Origin of the sequence: Flavobacterium frigoritolerans, from assembly GCF_025847275.1 — a bacterium.
In the GTDB taxonomy this organism is placed as follows: domain Bacteria; phylum Bacteroidota; class Bacteroidia; order Flavobacteriales; family Flavobacteriaceae; genus Flavobacterium; species Flavobacterium frigoritolerans.
In genome coordinates this window covers 83,873-103,403 of record NZ_JAOZEV010000007.1, presented here as the reverse complement: position 1 = coordinate 103,403, position 19,531 = coordinate 83,873, and the positions used below count along the sequence as shown (strand labels likewise).

17 protein-coding genes are annotated in these 19,531 nt (G+C 32.3%); 10 read left to right on the top strand and 7 right to left on the bottom strand.

All coding sequences use genetic code 11. From position 1 onward, the window contains the following. Position 1 precedes the first annotated feature (1 nt). From OIU80_RS11160 to OIU80_RS11140, 5 genes are all read left to right on the top strand, one after another. Positions 2 to 757, top strand: coding sequence for a LytR/AlgR family response regulator transcription factor (locus tag OIU80_RS11160; protein ID WP_264287081.1), 756 nt, complete (start codon positions 2 to 4; stop codon positions 755 to 757). A gap of 404 nt (positions 758 to 1,161) precedes the next feature. Continuing rightward, positions 1,162 to 2,295, top strand: coding sequence for an efflux RND transporter periplasmic adaptor subunit (locus tag OIU80_RS11155; RefSeq protein WP_264287080.1), 1,134 nt, complete (start codon positions 1,162 to 1,164; stop codon positions 2,293 to 2,295). A gap of 30 nt (positions 2,296 to 2,325) precedes the next feature. After that, the gene (locus tag OIU80_RS11150) at positions 2,326 to 5,478 is read left to right on the top strand and encodes an efflux RND transporter permease subunit (protein WP_264287079.1); all 3,153 of its coding nucleotides are present in this window, start codon (positions 2,326 to 2,328) and stop codon (positions 5,476 to 5,478) included. A gap of 2 nt (positions 5,479 to 5,480) precedes the next feature. Beyond that, positions 5,481 to 6,890 carry an efflux transporter outer membrane subunit gene (locus OIU80_RS11145; RefSeq protein ID WP_264287078.1) on the top strand — a complete coding sequence of 470 codons (1,410 nt, stop codon included), beginning with the start codon at positions 5,481 to 5,483 and terminating at the stop codon, positions 6,888 to 6,890. A 353-nt stretch (positions 6,891 to 7,243) separates the two neighbouring features. Next, positions 7,244 to 7,798 carry a fasciclin domain-containing protein gene (locus OIU80_RS11140; RefSeq protein ID WP_264287077.1) on the top strand — a complete coding sequence of 185 codons (555 nt, stop codon included), beginning with the start codon at positions 7,244 to 7,246 and terminating at the stop codon, positions 7,796 to 7,798. Between the two features lie 83 nt (positions 7,799 to 7,881). On the opposite strand, the gene OIU80_RS11135 is transcribed toward OIU80_RS11140, so the two are convergent. From OIU80_RS11135 to OIU80_RS11105, 7 genes are all read right to left on the bottom strand, one after another. Next, positions 7,882 to 8,022 carry a hypothetical protein gene (locus OIU80_RS11135; RefSeq protein ID WP_035621632.1) on the bottom strand — a complete coding sequence of 47 codons (141 nt, stop codon included), beginning with the start codon at positions 8,020 to 8,022 and terminating at the stop codon, positions 7,882 to 7,884. A gap of 290 nt (positions 8,023 to 8,312) precedes the next feature. Continuing rightward, positions 8,313 to 9,761, bottom strand: a complete 1,449-nt coding sequence (locus OIU80_RS11130) for a serine hydrolase (protein WP_264287076.1) — start codon at positions 9,759 to 9,761, stop codon at positions 8,313 to 8,315. A gap of 68 nt (positions 9,762 to 9,829) precedes the next feature. Beyond that, on the bottom strand, positions 9,830 to 11,497 hold the full coding sequence (locus OIU80_RS11125) for a M56 family metallopeptidase (RefSeq protein ID WP_264287075.1): 1,668 nt from the start codon (positions 11,495 to 11,497) through the stop codon (positions 9,830 to 9,832). A 6-nt stretch (positions 11,498 to 11,503) separates the two neighbouring features. Next, the gene (locus OIU80_RS11120) at positions 11,504 to 11,863 is read right to left on the bottom strand and encodes a BlaI/MecI/CopY family transcriptional regulator (protein ID WP_129538193.1); all 360 of its coding nucleotides are present in this window, start codon (positions 11,861 to 11,863) and stop codon (positions 11,504 to 11,506) included. A gap of 34 nt (positions 11,864 to 11,897) precedes the next feature. Then, on the bottom strand, positions 11,898 to 13,577 hold the full coding sequence (locus OIU80_RS11115) for a M56 family metallopeptidase (protein ID WP_264287074.1): 1,680 nt from the start codon (positions 13,575 to 13,577) through the stop codon (positions 11,898 to 11,900). Positions 13,578 to 13,583: 6 nt separating this feature from the next. Then, positions 13,584 to 13,943, bottom strand: a complete 360-nt coding sequence (locus OIU80_RS11110; RefSeq protein ID WP_129538195.1) for a BlaI/MecI/CopY family transcriptional regulator — start codon at positions 13,941 to 13,943, stop codon at positions 13,584 to 13,586. A 169-nt stretch (positions 13,944 to 14,112) separates the two neighbouring features. Beyond that, the gene (locus OIU80_RS11105; protein WP_264287073.1) at positions 14,113 to 15,330 is read right to left on the bottom strand and encodes an MDR family MFS transporter; all 1,218 of its coding nucleotides are present in this window, start codon (positions 15,328 to 15,330) and stop codon (positions 14,113 to 14,115) included. 95 nt (positions 15,331 to 15,425) lie between these two features. Here OIU80_RS11105 and OIU80_RS11100 point away from each other — a divergent pair, with 95 nt between their 5' ends. The 5 genes from OIU80_RS11100 to OIU80_RS11080 all read left to right on the top strand — a co-directional run bounded on the left by OIU80_RS11100 (position 15,426) and on the right by OIU80_RS11080 (position 19,222). Continuing rightward, a complete protein-coding gene (locus OIU80_RS11100; RefSeq protein WP_264287072.1) occupies positions 15,426 to 16,028 on the top strand; it encodes a DUF1684 domain-containing protein in 603 nt (200 codons plus the stop codon). Next, positions 16,028 to 16,675, top strand: a complete 648-nt coding sequence (locus OIU80_RS11095; RefSeq protein WP_264287071.1) for a TatD family hydrolase — start codon at positions 16,028 to 16,030, stop codon at positions 16,673 to 16,675. Before OIU80_RS11100 ends, OIU80_RS11095 begins: the two co-directional genes overlap by 1 nt. A 54-nt stretch (positions 16,676 to 16,729) precedes the next feature. Next, on the top strand, positions 16,730 to 17,443 hold the full coding sequence (locus OIU80_RS11090) for a tRNA threonylcarbamoyladenosine dehydratase (protein ID WP_264287070.1): 714 nt from the start codon (positions 16,730 to 16,732) through the stop codon (positions 17,441 to 17,443). Between the two features lie 204 nt (positions 17,444 to 17,647). Beyond that, positions 17,648 to 18,316, top strand: coding sequence for an HAD family hydrolase (locus tag OIU80_RS11085; RefSeq protein WP_264287069.1), 669 nt, complete (start codon positions 17,648 to 17,650; stop codon positions 18,314 to 18,316). Between the two features lie 60 nt (positions 18,317 to 18,376). Further along, complete coding sequence (locus OIU80_RS11080) at positions 18,377 to 19,222, top strand: DUF2911 domain-containing protein (protein ID WP_264287068.1); 846 nt, start codon at positions 18,377 to 18,379, stop codon at positions 19,220 to 19,222. The last annotated feature ends 309 nt before the right edge of the window (positions 19,223 to 19,531 follow it).

Here is a 19,531-nt window from a genome sequence, read left to right as displayed (position 1 = left end):
TATGAAAATTTTAATTGTAGAAGATGAAATTATCAACGCCAATCGTCTTAAAAGACTGTTGGAAGAATTGGAACGTGACTGTAAAATTCTAGATATTATAGATACAGTTCAAGGTACAATAACATGGTTAAATGCCAATGCTATGCCCGATTTAATTACGATGGATATTCGTCTGGCTGATGGTATAAGTTTCTCAATTTTTGAAGAGGTGAAAATTACTTGTCCTATAATATTTACTACTGCTTATGATGAATATGCAGTGAGGGCTTTTAAAGTTAATAGTATTGATTATTTAATGAAACCGATTGAAAAATCGGAGCTTCAAGATGCTTTAACTAAATTTAAGTTTTTAGCAAGTGCTAAAAATGACAACGAGGATATTGCTGGATTCTTAAAAAAATTCATTCATAAACCTTCTTTTAGATTACGCTTTTTAGTTACTTATCGTGATGGATATAAAAGTGTAGATGTTACCGATATTGATTTTATATATTCGGAATTTAAAACGTCACATCTTTTTCTTAAAAATGGTACTATAATAGCAATTCCTCAAACAATGGAAGAGCTTGAAGAAGAACTTGATCCGGATATTTTTTTTAGAGCCAACAGGCAATTTTTTATACGAGTTGAAAGTATAAAATCTATTTCCAATTACTTCAATGCCAAGCTTAAAATACTACTTTACGGAGATTCTGAACGCGAGGTAATTATAAGCCGGGAAAAAGCACCATTTTTTAAACAATGGATGGATCGCTAGTACATTTAAAAATTAAGCTTAGCTTGTTATTTTAATAAGAACAAATCTTTTTGTTACAGGAATTACTTCTCATTTATTTAATGGTTGTGAAGCCAATCTACGTACACAAACCTGAAAAATAAGTTCGATTTTTATTCTTCATTGTAAATCGAATTAATAGCTCGAGAACAGATTGCAAATACAAATAGTATAAGCATTGCTAATGGTTTCAACCGTTGGAGCGCAATATATTATCGCAATCTGTATCATAAGGTAGAAATCGTTGGCTTGATTTTTTCCCTTTGGTAACTTACGTATTCGTTTCAGTATTGAAAAATTACGGTTGGGTAATCTTCCAACAATTAATGAGGGCTTTAGATTGTTATTTTGCATCAAATTCGATGTATTCATTAAAATGAAATAAAATGACAAAACAATTTTTCCAAAATAATAAAACACTCAGTAAGATGGTAGTTTTATTGATTATCATTAGCTTTTCTTCATGTGGAAAAGCTGGAGCAGAAGCTTTAGGAGCTCCAAAACCAGAAGTAGATTTTTTTCAAGCTAAATCTATGGCAGGTCAAGTAGAAAAAAAATACCCAGGAATTATCGAAGGTTCAGTTAATGTTGATTTAAAACCTCAGGTGTCAGGATATCTTGAAGCAATTTATGTAAAAGAAGGAGATTACGTAACTAAGGGACAATCGCTTTTTAAAATTAAATCGGATGTTTTTGTAGAACAGGTTAATAATACTCGTGCAGTATATAAGAGTGCATTAGCAAATCTAGCAAACGCCAAATTAGAAATTGAAAAGATTAAGCCTCTTGTTGATGCAAAAGTATATTCGGATATGCAATTAAAAACGGCACAGGCTAATTATGAAGCAGCTGTAGCACAAGTAGCGCAAGCAAAAGCAGCTTTAGGATCTTCGCAACTTAATGCTGATTTTTCTTTGATTAAAGCGCCGGTAAGTGGTTATATCAGCCGTATTCCTAACCGTGTAGGTAATTTGGTTACGCCAACAGATGCTGTTCCGTTAACTGTTCTTTCTGAGATTAATACAGTATTTGTGTATTTCTCATTGAGTGAATCTGATTATTTGTCTTTTTCAAAAGATTCACAATTAAATCAATCAGTAAGCTTGATTTTGGCAGATGATAGTTTATACGAACATCAGGGAAAACTAGAAGTTGCCAGTGGTAATATTGATCGTACTACAGGGACTATTGCATTAAAAGCAGTTTTTCCAAATCCAAAAAAACAGTTACGTTCAGGAGGTTCTGCAAGAGTTGTATTGAATAGTAGTTTGGCTTCGGTAATTACCGTTCCAATGGCTAGTGTAAAAGATATTCAGGATAAATTTTTTGTTTATGTTTTAAAAGAGGGCAACAAAGTTACAATGGTTCCTATTGAAATTGCAGCTAATACTGGAACAAACTATTATGTAAAATCTGGTTTGAAATCAGGAGACAAGATTGCATTAAATAATATCGATGCACTTTATGACAGTATGGAAGTAGTTCCAAAGGTAGTTGCAAAAGCGTTGAGCAATAAATAATTTTTGATTTTAATATAAATAACATTTTCTATGTTAAAAAAAATAATAGATAAGCCTGTATTGGCTACGGTTATCTCCATTGTATTGGTGATATTGGGTATCATCGGTCTTACAAGATTATCTGTAACAAGGTTTCCAGATATTGCGCCACCAACTGTAATGGTAAGTGGTGTTTATCCTGGTGGAAATAGTGAAACAGTTATTCGTTCAGTGGTAACTCCGCTTGAGGAACAAATAAATGGAGTTGAGAATATGCAGTATATAAAATCTACTGCCAGTAATGATGGAACTTTTTCTATCAGTGTAATTTTTAAACAAGGGGTAGATCCTGATCAGGCTGCCGTAAATGTGCAAAATAGAGTACAGCAAGCTACTCCAAAATTGCCACAAGAAGTTGTCAGAATGGGGCTTACGACCTCTAAGCAGCAAAATAGTATGATTGTTATTTTCAATCTTTATACAGAAGATAATAGCAAATACGATGAGTTATTTTTACAAAATTATGCCAATATCAACCTTGTTCCACAAATAAAACGTGTACCAGGAGTAGGTCAGGTACAGATTTTTGGACAAAAAGATTACTCGATGCGAGTTTGGCTTGATCCACGAAAAATGGCAAATGCGGGCTTAGTACCGTCTGATGTAAGTCAGGCAATTGCAGATCAAAGTTTAGAATCGGCTCCAGGAAAACTAGGAGAAGAATCAAAGTCAGCTTTAGAGTATGTTATTAGATATAAGGGAAAGAAAAATAAGCCAGAGCAGTATGAAAATATTGTGGTTAAAACAGATGGTAATAACATTTTAAGACTTAGAGATGTAGCCAGAGTAGAATTTGGTTCAATTTCTTATAGTGGTGACAATAAGTCAAGCGGAAAAAATGCCGTTACAATGGCTATATTACAAACATCAGGTTCGAATGCAAATGATATCGAAATCGGAATTAATAAAGAAGTAGAACGTTTATCTAAATCTTTTCCTCCTGGTATTAAATATGTTAATGTAATGAGTACCAAAGAAAGACTCGATGAGGCAATAGGACAAGTAAAATCGACATTGTTAGAAGCTTTTATTTTGGTTTTTATAGTAGTATTTATATTCCTTCAGGACATTCGCTCGACTATTATTCCGGCAATTGCAGTTCCTGTAGCGATTGTAGGAACGTTTTTCTTTCTGTTAGTCTTTGGATTTACAATCAATATTCTAACACTTTTTGCTTTGGTATTAGCCATTGGTATTGTGGTCGATGATGCTATTGTGGTGGTAGAAGCCGTGCATAGTAAAATGGAAGAGGATTCAGGACTTTCGGCAAAAGAAGCTACCCATAGTGCTATGGCAGAGATTACAGGAGCTGTTATTTCGATAACATTAGTAATGTCGGCAGTATTTATTCCGATTGGTTTCATGACAGGATCGTCAGGGATTTTCTACAAGCAATTTGCTTATACACTTGCTATTGCGATTATTATTTCGGCAGTAAATGCACTTACGCTTACACCAGCATTATGCGCACTTTTATTAAAAAATGACCATAGCGGTAAACATGAAGGGAATGCTCATAAAACGGGATTTAAAGAGCGTTTTTTCGTAGGATTCAATACAGGGTTTAACAACTTAACGGGTAAATATATTAAAGGAGTTCGTTTTCTTATTGGTAGAAAATGGCTTGCAGGAGGATTAGTTGTAGGGATAAGTGCTATTGCCATTATGATGATGATGTCAACTCCAAAAAGTTTTGTACCAATGGAAGATGATGGGTTCATGCTTTACAGTTTATCAATGCCTCCAGGAACAGCATTGGATCGTACTACAGCAGTAGTTGAAAAGATTGAAAAAGAACTTTCGACAGTAGAAGCAATTGATAATAATACCAGTATTACAGGTTTTAATATTCTTAGTAATAGTGCCAGTCCTGCGTACGGATTAGGGTTTATAAAATTAAAACCTAAGAAGGATAGAGGAGCAGTTAAAGATATTGAAGAGATTCTTAATATGGTTAGCGGCAAATTATCGGGTATAAAAGAAGGTTCAATAATGGTGCTAAGAATGCCTCCTGTAGAAGGATTTGGAGTAACAAGTGGTGCAGAGATAGTACTTCAGGATAGAACAGCGCGTGATCCGGCTACATTAAAAGCTATGACCGATAAAGTGATCGGGCAAATTATGCAGCAACCAGGGGTTCAATATGCCTATACGACATTTAGAGCAGACTATCCGCAGTTTGAACTTGAAGTAGACGAAGAGAAAGCCAGCCAAATGGGGGTTAATATACGTGAGCTTTTAAATAATATCCAAACTTATTTTGCAGGAGATCAGTCGGCGGATTTTACAAGATTCGGAAAGTTTTTTAGAGTTAATGTCAAAGCCGATGGTATTTTTAGAACTGATCAAGATGCGTTTAATGAAATATTTGTAAGGAATGCAAAGATGGAAATGGTTCCTGTAAAATCTCTTGTTAAGTTGCATAAGGTTTATGGACCAGAATCGGTAAACCGTTACAATCTTTATAATTCGGTTAATATTACTGCGGTAGCATTACCAGGATTTAGTAATGGAGAAATTATGAGTAATCTAGAAACAGTTTTAGATAAACTTCCGTCTGATTATAGTTATGAATGGACAGGGTTGAGTCTTGAAGAGAAAGAAGGAGGTAATCAGACTATCGCGATATTTGGCTTATGTCTTCTATTTGTTTTCTTTTTGTTGGCAGCACAGTACGAAAGTTATTTATTGCCTCTAGCTGTATTGCTTTCTATCCCAACAGGTATATTAGGAGCTTTTGCGGGCGTTAAAGCAGTAGGACTTGATAACAATATTTATGTTCAGGTTGGTTTAATTATGCTGGTCGGGCTTTTGGCCAAAAACGCCATTCTTATCGTAGAATTTGCTCTTCAAAGACGTCATGCAGGATTGTCTATTGTAGAAGCAGCTATCGAGGGAGCCAGATCGAGATTAAGACCAATTATTATGACATCTCTGGCTTTTATTGCAGGTATGATACCATTAATGTTTGCCACAGGAGGAACTGCAGTAGGAAACAGATCAATAAGTGTAAGTGCTGCTATCGGAATGTTTAGTGGCGTTGTTTTGGGAGTTTTTGTAATTCCGTTACTTTTTATACTATTTCAATACCTACAAGAAAAAGTGTCAGGTAAGAAGATTGTAATTAAAACTATAAAAGAATAATAATGAGAGTACTATATAAAATTGGGATTTCTTTATTTGCAGGTGTTTTGTTAACATCCTGCGTAGTAGGGAAAAAATATTCTCGAGCAGATTTAAATGTACCCGAAAAATATCGTGAAGAGATAACATTAACCGGTGATACTATTTTGCATCCCTGGAGAAATTACTATAAAGATCCATTGTTGGTTGATTTGATAGAAAAAGCCCTCGTTAAAAATAACGAGGTGCTTGTCGCTATGAAAAGTATGGAGCAGCTAGATCTCAATTATAAACAAGCTAAATTATCATTATTACCAACGCTGGATTTTGATGCAAATGCAAGTCGTAGTTATCAGTCTAAAAATTCACTTAATGGTTCTTTGAGTGCACAATTTACCAGTAAAGATTACATGGATGACTATAGCTCAAATCTTCGTTTGTCTTGGGAAGCAGATATATGGGGAAAAGCAACTATGCAGAAGAGAGATGCCAAAGCTAGTTACTTTGCTCAAAAAGAGAATCTTTCGGCCTTAAAGACTAGAATTATTGTTCAGGTTGCTCAGTCTTATTATAATCTTTTAGGATTGGATGAACAGCTTAAAATAGCACAGAAAAATATTGAATTAAGTGATAGCACTTTAAAGATGATGAAGTTGCAATATAATTCAGGAACGATTAGTTCTTTGGCACTTCATCAGACAGAAGCACAGAAAAAAACAGCCGAATTATTGGTTCCTTTAGCGAAAACGAATATTGCGGTTCAAGAAAATGCATTGCAAATTTTATGTGGAGAATATCCAGATAAAATAGTACGATCAGGAAATCTTGAAGCGGTAGAATTTAGTGTTGGTTTACCTTCTGGGATTCCTGCATCGCTTTTAAGCCGAAGACCAGATGTAAAAGCTGCTGAATATGCTGTTATGTCAGCTAATGCTAAAACAGGATTGGCTAAAGCTACAATGTATCCAACACTGAGTTTAAGCCCATCAATCGGGAAAAATTCGTTTGAGTTTGATACTTGGTTTAACTTTCCAGGTTCAGTCACCAAAACTATTGCTGCTAATTTAGCACAGCCAATATTTAGAAAACGTGCGTTAAGAACGGCTTATGAAGTAGCAGTTATAGAACAAGAAAAAGCAGTTATTCAGTTTAAGCAATCCTATATAACTGCAGTTGGAGAAGTGAGCGATGCCATGTCTCAATTAAAATATGCAGATGAACGTATGCAACTTGCAACTGAAAAAGCAGTTTCTTTAGATAAAGCAACTTCTGATGCTACATTACTATATAAAAGTGGTATGGTAACCTACCTGGATGTTATTGTAGCACAAAATGGTGCTTTACAAAATGACCTTGATGTTGTTGCTATAAAATTAGAAAAACTAAATGCTGCAATAAGTTTATATCGTGCCTTAGGAGGCGGAGTAGAATAGAAAGTTATTAAGAAAAAGCAAACCTTTTAGATATAATAATATTTAACACATAGTTAGAATTATGTGAAAGAAATGTATTTCTTTTTGAGCTCTTAATTACATATAAAATCTATGTTTTTATGTATTAAATGAAATTTTCAAGACGCAAAGAAGGGAACATACGAAGTAATTGCACCCAACGGGTTAAAATAGTCCATCATCTTTATAATTATTTGTAGAGATGATGGATTTTTTTTTGCCCATTATGCTAGGGATACAGCGTATATTCCGTTTTATTTTCTCAAATTTTACAGAAATTAAAAACCAAACCGAATGTTATAGCGTAAATGACTTTATAACTAAAAATTTAAATCATGAAAACGAAAAGCATTTTAGCAACAGCATTTTTTGCATTAGTATTTGGAGCAACTTCTTTCGCTCAAAAATCAGTTATGGTTGGTGGAGCAGCAATGTACCCAAACAAAAATATTATTGAAAACGCAGTAAATTCAAAAGACCACACCACATTAGTAGCAGCAGTAAAAGCAGCTGGTTTGGTAGAAACATTAGAAAGTAAAGGACCCTTCACTGTTTTTGCTCCAACAAATGAAGCATTTAACAAATTGCCAAAAGGAACAGTTGAAACATTATTGAAACCAGAAAACATTAAAACGTTGCAAAATATTTTGACCTACCATGTTGTGGCTGGAAAAATGAATGCATCGGATATTGCCAAAGCAATAAAAATGGGTGGAGGTAAAGCAACATTAAAAACTGTAAGTGGTGGGACACTAACAGCTTGGATGAAAGGAAAAGATTTGTATATAAGCGACGAAAGTGGTAATAAAGCTAAAGTAACCATCGCCGACGTAAACCAATCAAATGGTGTAATTCACGTAATTGATACGGTGTTATTACCAAAAAAATAATAACAAAACGATTGTCCCAATAATCAAAAAAAAGTCCTGTATGTTGTACAGGACTTTTTTTTGATTTATAGGAATGTATAGATTTAATCTAAAGCACGCTTTGTTACAAAGTAACGGTAACCTATTAACGCCATTTGCCATTTTTTTGCTTTTGTAATATCAAGTCCTTGCTTGGTAAAACTGGGTAAAATCAATTTATTTATCTGGGCTAGAATTTTATACATAAGAGTAGGATTTTTTTCAAAGATATAAAAAAAGACCTTGTAGTGATACAAAGCCTTTTTTCATTGAATTTTAACCCATTGGGTGCCTCGGGTCGCAAAATTTCATTTAACACATAGAGACATAGATTTCATTTGTAATTAAGAGCTCAAAAAGAAATACATTTCTTTCACAAAGCTAGTTATGTGCGTTTAAAACAAGTGTAATGCCTTTTTTGAGCGTGCAAAACCTATGTTTCTATGTGTTAGTTAATTACACCCAACGGGTTTGAATTTTAAACAAGTTTTAAATATTATTTTGCAAGTAGTTTATCTATTTTAGCTAGCATTTCTTTAGCGTTTGCGTTTTCTGGCGAAAGCGCAAGAGCTTTTTGATAAGTCTGTTTAGATTTTTCAAGCTGATTGTTATTAAAGTAGCTTTCGGCGAGGCTATCAAATGCATTTCCTGATTTAGGATTTTCTTTTGTATTTAATTCAAATACTTTTATAGCATCGTTTATTCTTCCGTAATTCATACATGTATACCCGATAACATTTAATCTGTCTTCAAACTTCCATTCAGGATGATTCTTTTTTAAGACAAGATAATTTAGCTCAGCTTTAGTAAAGTCTAATTTTAAAAAATCTTGAGTTATCTTTTCGTCAGCCAGTAAGTAAGCATCGACTAGGGTTTTATCTACAATTCCTGCTACATGATTTACCACTTGAGATTGTACATATAAATTGTCATATTTATGACCATTGGATAAAAAGATGATAGTTATATCGTTTTTAACGAATTTTCTAAAAGCTGTTTCATTTCCTCCAGTAAAGCCATACGAAATAACTTTGTTTACAGGATAAAAATCCCAACCATACCCAAAAGCTTCTTTGCTCTTAGTGTACTGAAAAGGCTCCCACATCGAATATTTTGTTTCGCTTTTTAAGAACGTATTTTTATCCAAATTTTCATTCCAACGAATAAATTCAGGTAGTGTAATATTTAAACCATTTGCAGAATGACCGTCGGCACCACTGTTTAAGGTGTTTTTTACATACTGATTAGTTTTGGTATTAAAGTTATATCTAAACGCACTATTCGGAACTGCTTTGCCAAAGTCTGATGAAAAATAAACACCCGATTTTACCTCTGGAAATTGATTTTGTAAGATGTATTCTTCAAAAGTCAAACCAGTGATTTTTTCAATAATCTTAGCAAGAAAAAAGTAATTGGTTTGATTGTAGCTATATTGTGCTCCAGTTACAAACTCCATTGGTTTCGTTGTTAATATTGCAATTTTTTCATCATAGGGTAAAGTAATCGGTATATCTTCGAACATTACAATGTCTGGTAAACCAGAAGAATGAGTTAATAAATTTTTTACTTTTATACTTTGCCATTCTTTGGGTAGATTATCTAGATATTTAGAAATAGGATCTTCTGGAGATAATTTCCCTTTCTCTATAAGTTGAAAAACGCCAACATTTGTTATTAATTTGGTTGTAGAGAAAATCTTAAAAGCTGTGTTTTTATCGACTGGTTGATTATCCTCAAAAGAAGCTTTTCCAGAGTATTTTTCGTAAATAACTTTTCCGTCTTTAATAACAGCTAGTGCCACTCCAGGAATTTCATTTATCTCAATAACTTCATTAATGTAGTTATCAATTTTTTGTTTTACTTCTTTTTGATTAACGTCTGTTTGTTGACCAAAACAGATGCTGAAAATGAGTAGAAATACTGAAATTAAAAATGTTTCTTTCATAGTAACAATTGAAGGGAAATGTATGTGTTTATATGATTTTTTATAACAGATTTGAGACGTTCTTATTTTTATTTATTTTCTTTTTCAAACGTCTTCATATCCTTCTCATGTTGTTTCATGTCTTTCTCATGTTGCTTCATGTCTAGATTGAATTTTTCCATTTCCTTATTAAATTGTTGCATTTCAATGTCGAATTTGGCCATTTCTTTTTCAAAAATAGCTTCTCGCTTTGCCATTACTACTTCAACTTCTTTTTCGTAAGCAGTCATATCTGGTTCAAAAGCTTCCATCTTTTTTTGAAATTCTGCCATTGCTTTGTTGAATTTTCGCATTGCTTTCTCATCGTTTACATCTTTTGGATGTACGGGAGGTTTTGGCATTTTAGACATGTCAACATTAGCAATAGGCATTGCGCCTTCTGGAAATGATGGTGGGGTTGGAGGTGTAGGCGGGGTAGGAAAATCTCCATTGATATTGTAATCGTCGGCTCCATCTGGACTTTCACTCATAGTTACAGGCTGATGGGTTTTTTCACCAGTTTGTAAATTAATAGATTCAGTACCATCTTCATTTTTTATTATAACAACACCAAAAGGTTTTATGGCTTCATTACCGCTAGTTTGCATGATTTGTGCTTTGCCATTTTTTCTTTTTATGTCAACTCTTATTCCAGTTAATTCATTAGCCGAATTTCTTGTTATATCACTAAATGCAATGATTACTTCATGATTTGTTTTTAATTTTTGTACAATTTCATCTAATTCCTTATCAGTTGTATTCTTTTTAATTTTGTACACTAATACATCTTTAGGATCAGATTTTGTATTTATAACAATATCTTCTTTTACTTCTTTTTGTTCTTTTTCCTGTGCAATAACTTTTACTTGAAATAAGAATATAAATGCTCCTAATACAGGAAGAATTAAGGCATACTTTAAATAATTCTTCTTTTTTGATTGATTTTTGTTTAACATGACGATTCGTTTTTTGATTAATGATTGATAAAAATGATTGGTGATTGCAACACAATTTTCGTGTGTTGTTATTTTTAAAAGAGTGTATTGATACGCCTTTTTATCGGCTATTTTTTTCAAGGCTTCGGCATCGGCAATGAATTCTAAATTTTGCATGATGGCTTTTTTATATAGCCAAACAATTGGGTTAAACCAGAATACAATACAGAATATCCTTGAAATCAATACATCTGTGGTGTGATTTTGTTCGCTGTGAATTTTTTCATGTTCAAGAATGTTTTCCAATTCTGTAGAATTGTACAATGATGAGTTGTACACAATATAACTGAAGAATGAAAAAGGAGCAATATTCTCTGAAACATCCACAAACTTAAAATCAGATTGATTTTGAATGGTTTGTCCTTTAATAACTCTTTTTAAACTATAAAAGTCGAAAGCAAATTTTAATAATAATATAGAGATGATCGAAACATACAATAGTACTAAGCACAAATTTAAATGTGTGTCAAACCAACTCTGTTCAACAGGAATAGTTTGCGTGGTAGTATTTATTGGCAAAGTAAAATTTGTACGAATAGGAGCAACCCAAACTATTTTGGTATAAACTACAAAAGGCAATACAATCGATGTGATTAATCCCGATAATAAAAACCATCTATTGCTATTAAAAAAAGTTTCTTTTCGCAATAAGAAGTAATACGCCAAATAAAACAAGGTGATTAGCCCACTAGTTTTAAGAATATAGATGAAAATTGCCTCCATAAATTATTATTTTTTGTTTTCTATCATATCTAAGATTTCACGTAACTCATCAGCCGAAATTTTTTCTTCTTTGGCAAAAAAGGAAACCATATTCTTGTATGAACTATTAAAATAATTGTCAATTGCAGTATTCATAAAGCGTTTGCTATATTCTTTTAAAGTCACGACAGGATAGTATTGATGCGTGTTCCCAAAAGGAGTATGCGCTACAAAGCCTTTTTCTTCTAGGTTTCGTACAATAGTCGATAGCGTGTTATAATGCGGTTGATCCTCAGTAATTTCTGCTTGGATTTCTTTTACAAAAGCTTTGTTTAGCTTCCATAAAATGTGCATTATTTCTTCTTCTTTATTGGTTAATTTTTGCATGTTTTTAGTTTTATTTTAGATGCAATCAGGAATGTTATTTTTTGGTTACAATTTCAATTACACCATTTTCACCCTGAGTTCCATATTTGGCTATTGCTTCTGATCCTTTAAATACGCTCATTGATTTGATATTTTGCGAATCAAGTTCATCCAGACTTATATCAGAAACTATGACACCATCTATAATTATTAGTTGTTCTGATTTTTTTGAATTTCCTTTTTTTGCAGAAGATACTTTAATGGTAGTTTCAGTTTTAGTATCAGTATTTACCTTATTTGCGCTAGCAATTTTATGGATTTTAATACTGGTAAAATTACTACTATTAGAATCAGAGTTTTTACCGTCTTTTGATTGAATAGTTATATCATGAGCATCTTCATCATTATTTTTAATAGTAATGTTAGCATTATTGCCGTTAGTAGTAGTCGAAGTAGTTTTAAAAACACTAGCGTTAGTATTACTATTGTTGTTTGGCTCATTTTTAAGTTCTTCGGCTATTTTTTTATCATCAATTTTATTATCAGTAGTAAAAACAACTTTTTTAGAGCCATTTTTGTATGTCATTACTATAATTCCGCAGTTTTTAATAGCTTTACTTTCATTCACAAGATAGGTTTGAGCTAATTCAGAGCCTTTTTTTACTTCTATTTTAATAGCTTTTAACAGGTTTTCAGAATTGCGTTTTAAATCTGAGAAAACAGCATCAATGTTGTGATTTTGTTTTAGAGTTTCGGCCATTACTTTTAATTCCTGATCTGTTATACTGTTTTTGATTTTGTAAATATCTACGGCAGTAATTTCTTCTTTTGGATCTACTTTCAGGGTTTCTTTTTTACTTAATCCTTTTTCTTTTGCTATAATTTCAACTTGAAATAAAAGCACAAAAGCTGCAAGTGCTGGAATTACAACATAGTACTTCCATGAGTTTCTCTTTTTTGATTGATTTTTGTTTAACATAATGATTCGTTTTTTGATTAATGATTGAAAAAAATGATTGGTGATTGCAACACAATTTTCATGTGTTGTTATTTTTAAAAGCGTGTATTGGTAAGCTTTTTTGTCGGATATTTTTTGTGCAGCTTCGCTATCTGCTATGAATTCAAGATTTTGTAAAATAGATTTTTTATAAAGCCAAATAATGGGGTTGAACCAAAATAATATGCAAAATATTCTTGATACCAGAACATCTATGGTATGATTTTGCTCACTATGCACTTTTTCATGCTCAATAATACTTTCTAGTTCTAAAGCGCTATACAATGATGAGTTGTAAACGATATAATCAAAGTAAGAAAATGGAGCGATGTTTTCTTTTATATCAATAAATTTAAAATCAGCTTGTTGTTTTATTTTTTTGCCTTTTAAAACAGAATTTAAACTATAAAAATCGAAGGCAAATTTTATTAAAAGAGCCAGGAATCCAATACCATAAATAGCAATTAAAGCAAAATTCCAATCGACAAGAGATATATCCAGATCATTTTGCGGTGTATAAATTTGATAATTGCTGATGTCTGAAGTTGGAGTAGAAGCAATCCAAACTGTTTTAGTATAAACAATAAAAGGTAATACAACCGAGGTAATTAGTCCCGTTAATAAAAACCATCTATTGCCATTAAAAAAAGTTTCTTTTCGCAATAAAAAATAATATGCCAAATAAAATACGGAGATTAATCCGCTAGTTTTAAGAATATAAATAAAAATTGCTTCCATAAATTATTATTTTTTGTTTTCGATCATTTCGAGGATTTCACGTAATTCGTCAGCTGAAATTTTTTCTTCTTTGGCAAAAAAGGAAACCATATTTTTATACGAACTATTAAAATAATTATCAATTGCTGTATTCATAAAACGTTTACTATACTCTTTTAAAGTCACTACAGGATAATATTGATGTGTGTTTCCAAATGGAGTATGAGCTACAAAACCTTTTTCTTCTAGGTTTCGTACAATAGTCGATAGCGTATTATAATGCGGTTGATCCTCAGTGATTTCAGCCTGAATTTCTTTTACAAAAGCTTTGTTTAGCTTCCATAAAATGTGCATTATCTCTTCTTCTTTATTGGTTAACTTTTGCATGTTTTCTAATTTTAAATCAAACTTACAACTATTTTTATAGTTACACAACTAAAAAAGCAGTTATTGAACTATTTTTTTAGTTACGATATAGTTTAAAGAAGTATAATTAGAAACGTATTTCTGGTTTAAAATATTGTTTAACAGGTTGTTAGTTTGTTTTTGGAGTGGTTTAAATGCTGTTTTCTTTTTGTAATTCTTTCTGAATCCAAAAACAACAAGCAGTTGCAGCTAGTCCGATAGTTCCCATTATGAACCAATTAGACTGATATCCTAATCGGGTAATGAATTCAAAACCTACTTTGGAACTAATAATATGTGCCAAACTAAAGCTCATTGTGTATAAAGCCATGTAGCGTCCTTCTTGACCGCGTGGAGCTCTGCTTAAAGCAAAAGCATTAGAGAATGGGAAAGCTAATATTTCTCCCAATGAAACTATAATCATTGCAAATACAAGCACTCCAGCCCAAACATTAATTAATAATAAGTAGAAGCTTGAAGCCATTAATATAGTACCGTAGATAATAATCTTTATTTTATGAATGGCATTTCGCTCTAAATAGCTCACAATTGGCATTTCGAGTGAAAATATCATAAGCCCGTTTAGCGTCATTAACAATCCTGTTTGCAATTCGCTTAAGCCAAATTTTTCATTGTGATATAATGGTAGCGTTGTAAAAAGCTGAAAGAAAATTATAGCAGTTGCAAAACTTACAAATAAAAACATCCAAAATATTTTGTCTTTAAATACCGATTTTGGTTCGCTTATTATATCATGACTACTATCATGAACTGGTTTTTTCTTTTCTTTTACTAATAATGCAAAAATTGAAATTGCTAGAATACAGGAAGCTCCATCTACCCAAAATAATCCTTGGTAACCAATTCCCATAATAATTAAACCTCCTAATGCTGGACCAGCAGCAAAGCCAAGATTTACTGCAAGACGTACCAGGGTTAAGGCACGAGTTCTGTTTTCGGGTTTGGCATAAGCACTTAGAGAAACATACATAGCTGGACGAAACATATCGGCGATAACCATAATACTAAACATTGCAAAGCACAATGCCCAGAAAGTGGTTATATATTGTAAAAAGAATAAGGAGATTCCGCTGGTAAATAAACTAAATACCATTATTTTGTAAAAGCCTATTTTATCAGATAACTTACCACCAAGCCAGGAACCCAACATAGAACCTAGCCCAAAAGCGACCATAATCCAACCCACTTCATTGTATGTAAATTGAAGGTCTTCTTTTAAGTATTTCGATAAAAACGGAAGAACCATTGTTCCGGCACGATTAATAAACGTAACAAGTGTAAGTATCCAAATTTCTCTAGAAAATCCTCTAAAATTGTTTATGTAGCGTTGAAAGGCGGTGATTAGCATTATAAATGGGTTATATGCACAAAGTTATAAAACTTTGTAACTTACAGTCTTTGTTGCTTTGTTACTTTTAAACTATTTTTGCTAAAATTTATAAGATGAAAAACCTAATTCTGTTTTTAGCCCTTTTTGTATTCAACTTTGGCATTGCCCAAGAAAAATTTGATCGTGTTGCTGCCGAAAATTTTCAAAAGACAATTAATAGTGAGTATGCAGATGTAAAAACAAGTCCATTGCTACCTGAAGATCTAAAAACTTTCGAGACATTAGATTTTTATCCAATAAATGAAAAATATGCTGTTGTGGCTAAATTTGTAAAAGCCAAAAAAGAGAAGCCTTTTGAGATGAAAACTTCTACAACAAGAAAACCAATGTATATAAAATATGGAACTGTATATTTTACCATTGATGGAGTTGATTTACAATTAAATGTATATCGCAATATTGACCTTTCTAAAAAAGAGGAATACAAAGATTATCTGTTTTTACCTTTTTCGGATTTAACTTCTGGAAAAGAAACTTATATAGGAGGAAGATATATCGATTTAAAAATTCCAAAAGGAAATACAATTGTAATTGATTTTAATCAGGCATATAATCCGTATTGTGCTTATAATCATAAATATTCTTGCCCGATTGTACCTTTAGAGAATGATTTGAACGTGGCGATAGAAGCAGGCGTTAAAAAGTTTCATGATTAATGCAATTCTTTAATTTCCATACACATAAATCAGCAAATCGTCAAGATGTTTTTGATATAGTTAATCAATATCCTAATGAGTTTGACGAAAGCACAGCTTTTTACTCTATAGGAATTCACCCTTGGTATATTGTAAAGGAACGAATTGAAGCTGACTTGGAAATTATAAATCAAAAATTGACTGCCAAGAATTGTTTAGCCCTTGGCGAATGCGGTTTGGACAAACGAGCAGAAGTTCCGTTTGAATTGCAGGTAACTGTTTTTGAAAGGCAATTGCATTTGGCAGAAAAACACCAAAAGCCTGTTGTGGTACATTGTGTAGCAGCTTTTCAGGAAGTAATAGCTTTGAAGAAAAAATTAGGAATTACAGTTCCTATGATTATTCATGGTTTTTCTAAGAATGAGCAAGTAGCGAAGCAACTTTTAGATAATGGATTTTATCTTTCTTTCGGAAAATATTTAATTAAGAATCCTTATTTAGAAATTGTTTTTAAAAGTATTCCTAATAATCGATTTTTTCTGGAAACCGATACAATCGATGAAACTATAGAAATAGTGTATGCTCTAGCAGCAAAATATAAAAATCTAACAGTTGATGAATTGCAGCAGTTAATGGCTAGTAATTATAAGACAGTATTTGACAAATAAAAAAAGGTTCAGATTTTAAAAACCTTAAGAATAGTAAACTTTAAACAAAATTATATGGCAGAGTGGACCGAAAGAGCCGAATTATTATTTAAAAAAGAAGGATTAGATAATCTTAAAAATTCACATGTTCTTGTTGTAGGATTAGGTGGAGTGGGGTCTTTTGCAGCCGAGTTTTTGGCAAGAGCAGGAGTAGGAACAATGACTATTGTAGATGGAGATGTAGTAGATATTACCAATATAAACAGGCAATTACCAGCTTTGCATTCGACTGTTGGGCAACCTAAAGTTACAATTGTAGGAGATCGTTTGATGGATATTAATCCAGAATTAAAATTAATACGTGTTCAGGAGTTTCTTTCGCCAGAACGTGCTTTTGAGATAGTTACAGAAGAGTTTGATTATGTTTTGGATTGTATCGATAGCGTTACTCCAAAACTAAATTTGATTATTGCTGCCAAACGCAAACGAGTAAAAATTATTAGCAGTATGGGAGCAGGTGGGAAAATGGAAGCTTCAAAAGTAAAAGTTACAGATATTTCTAATACTATAAATTGCTATTTTGCTAAAACAATTCGCAGAAGATTAAAAGAAGCCAAAATAGATAAATTGAAGGTGGTATTTTCATCAGAGATTCAGGATGAAGCAAGTTTAAAAATGACCGATGGATCTAATTTTAAGAAATCATTTTATGGAACAAATAGCTATATGCCAGGATTATTTGGTTTATACGCTGCCGAAACAGTGATTCGTTATTTGCTAAAGAAGTAGTTTTCAGTCGCAGTTTCAGTTTTCAGTACCAGTATTAAGTATTAAGATGTTCATTATAAACTTTGAGAATTAAGAATCTATATAGGGTATAATCTATCTCATAGTAAATACACTAAATCAATATTTTTAACATAATGCAAAACTTTTGAACCTTTGCTTCTTAGTGCCTCAGTACCTTAGAAAGAACCTTAAAAAGAAAAAAAAATGATTAAAACAGTAATTTTCGATATGGACGGTGTAATTGTAGATACAGAACCCGTACATTATTATGCCTATCACAAACAATTTTCGGAATTAAATATTGATGTAACCGATGAGGTTTATGCATCGTTTACAGGATTTTCGACGCGAAATACGTTTCAGAAATTGAAAGAGACTTTTGTAATAGAACAAGAGGTAGAAGATTTGATTCAGAGAAAAAGAACTATTTTTAATGATGCTTTCGATACCAAGGAAGATTTATACTTGTTAGATGGTGTCGAGGATTTAATTAAGGATCTATATGCTAATGGAATGCAATTGATTTTGGCATCGTCAGCTTCAAAAGTAACTATAGAACGTGTTTTTACACGATTTAATTTACATCAATATTTTACAGATATTGTTAGTGGAGAGGACTTCCCGCAATCAAAGCCTAATCCAGCAATATTCTTGCATGCAGCATCATTGTCTAAAGCACCAAAAGAAGATTGTATTATCATTGAAGACAGTACTAATGGTGTGAAAGCAGCAAAAGCAGCAGGAATATATTGTGTGGGATATAATAGCGAACATTCTAAAATGCAGGACTTATCAGATGCAGATGAGGTTATTAATCATTTTGATGAATTAAATTTTGAGAAAATAGTAGAAATAAAGTCTCCTATTAGGTAATTATTAACATTTCGAATTGAACGAATTCGTAATTTTGGGAAAACAAAAAAACTATAAATAATGAAAAAAGTACTTATTGCCTTAGCAATTGTTATTGCTCCATTTGTAGCAGAAGCACAAATAAAAACTCCTCAAGCGAGTCCGAAAGCAGTTGTAAACCAGATTGTTGGTTTAACAGATGTAGAAGTTACTTACTCAAGACCAGGTGCAAGAGGTAGAGCAGTATTTGGAAATTTGGTTCCGTTTGGTAAATTATGGAGAACGGGTGCAAACGAAAATTCAGTAATATCATTTAGTGATGATGTTGTAATTGATGGTAAAACGTTGAAAAAAGGGAAATACGCTATCTTTACTGTTCCAAGAATTGAAAGCTGGGATGTTATTTTCTACTCAAAAACAGATAACTGGGGATTGCCAGAAAATTGGAGTGATGCTGACGTAGCTTTAAAAACTACTGTAAAAGAAGATGCTTTAAATAAAGCAGTTGAAACATTTACAATAGGAATTAATAATTTAGATGCTAATTCAGGAACTATTGATATTGCTTGGGAGAACTCTTCTGCATCAGTAAAATTTGAAGTTCCTACAGATAAATTGGCTTCAGAAAGTATCAAAAGAGTATTGGCTGGACCATCATCAAATGATTATTTTGCAGCAGCACAATATACTTTCCAAGCAAAAGGGGGAGATATCGCTAAAGCAAGAGAATATGTTGATAAAGCAATAGAGTTAAGCGCAGATAAGCCTTTCTATTTCTACAGACTTAAATCATTAATCCAAGCAAAACAAGGAGATAAAAAAGGAGCTATCGAAACGGCTAAAGTTTCACTAGCTGCTTCAGAAGCTGCTAAAAATCAGGATTACGTAAAAATGAATAAAGACAGTATTTCTGAATGGAGTAAATAATAATTTATTCTATTACTGAAAAATCCCATTTTGATACTATTTCAAAATGGGATTTTTTATGTCTTATTAAAATTTAATCAACATATCGCCAGACGAAAGGATTCGTGCGGGAGCAGGGATTAATTCCCTCTCAAAGTTACATCAATTCTTTTTTTTTTATCGATTTTTACATCAGTCCAACTGAACTTAATTCTTTATTAGTTTTAAATAGATAGTATCATTCTTATGTTTATTGTTTTCTAGCCCTAGTTAGAATCTCGTGGTAGGATTTATTCCATAAAAAAATGCTGTAAAACTTATGTCTTACAG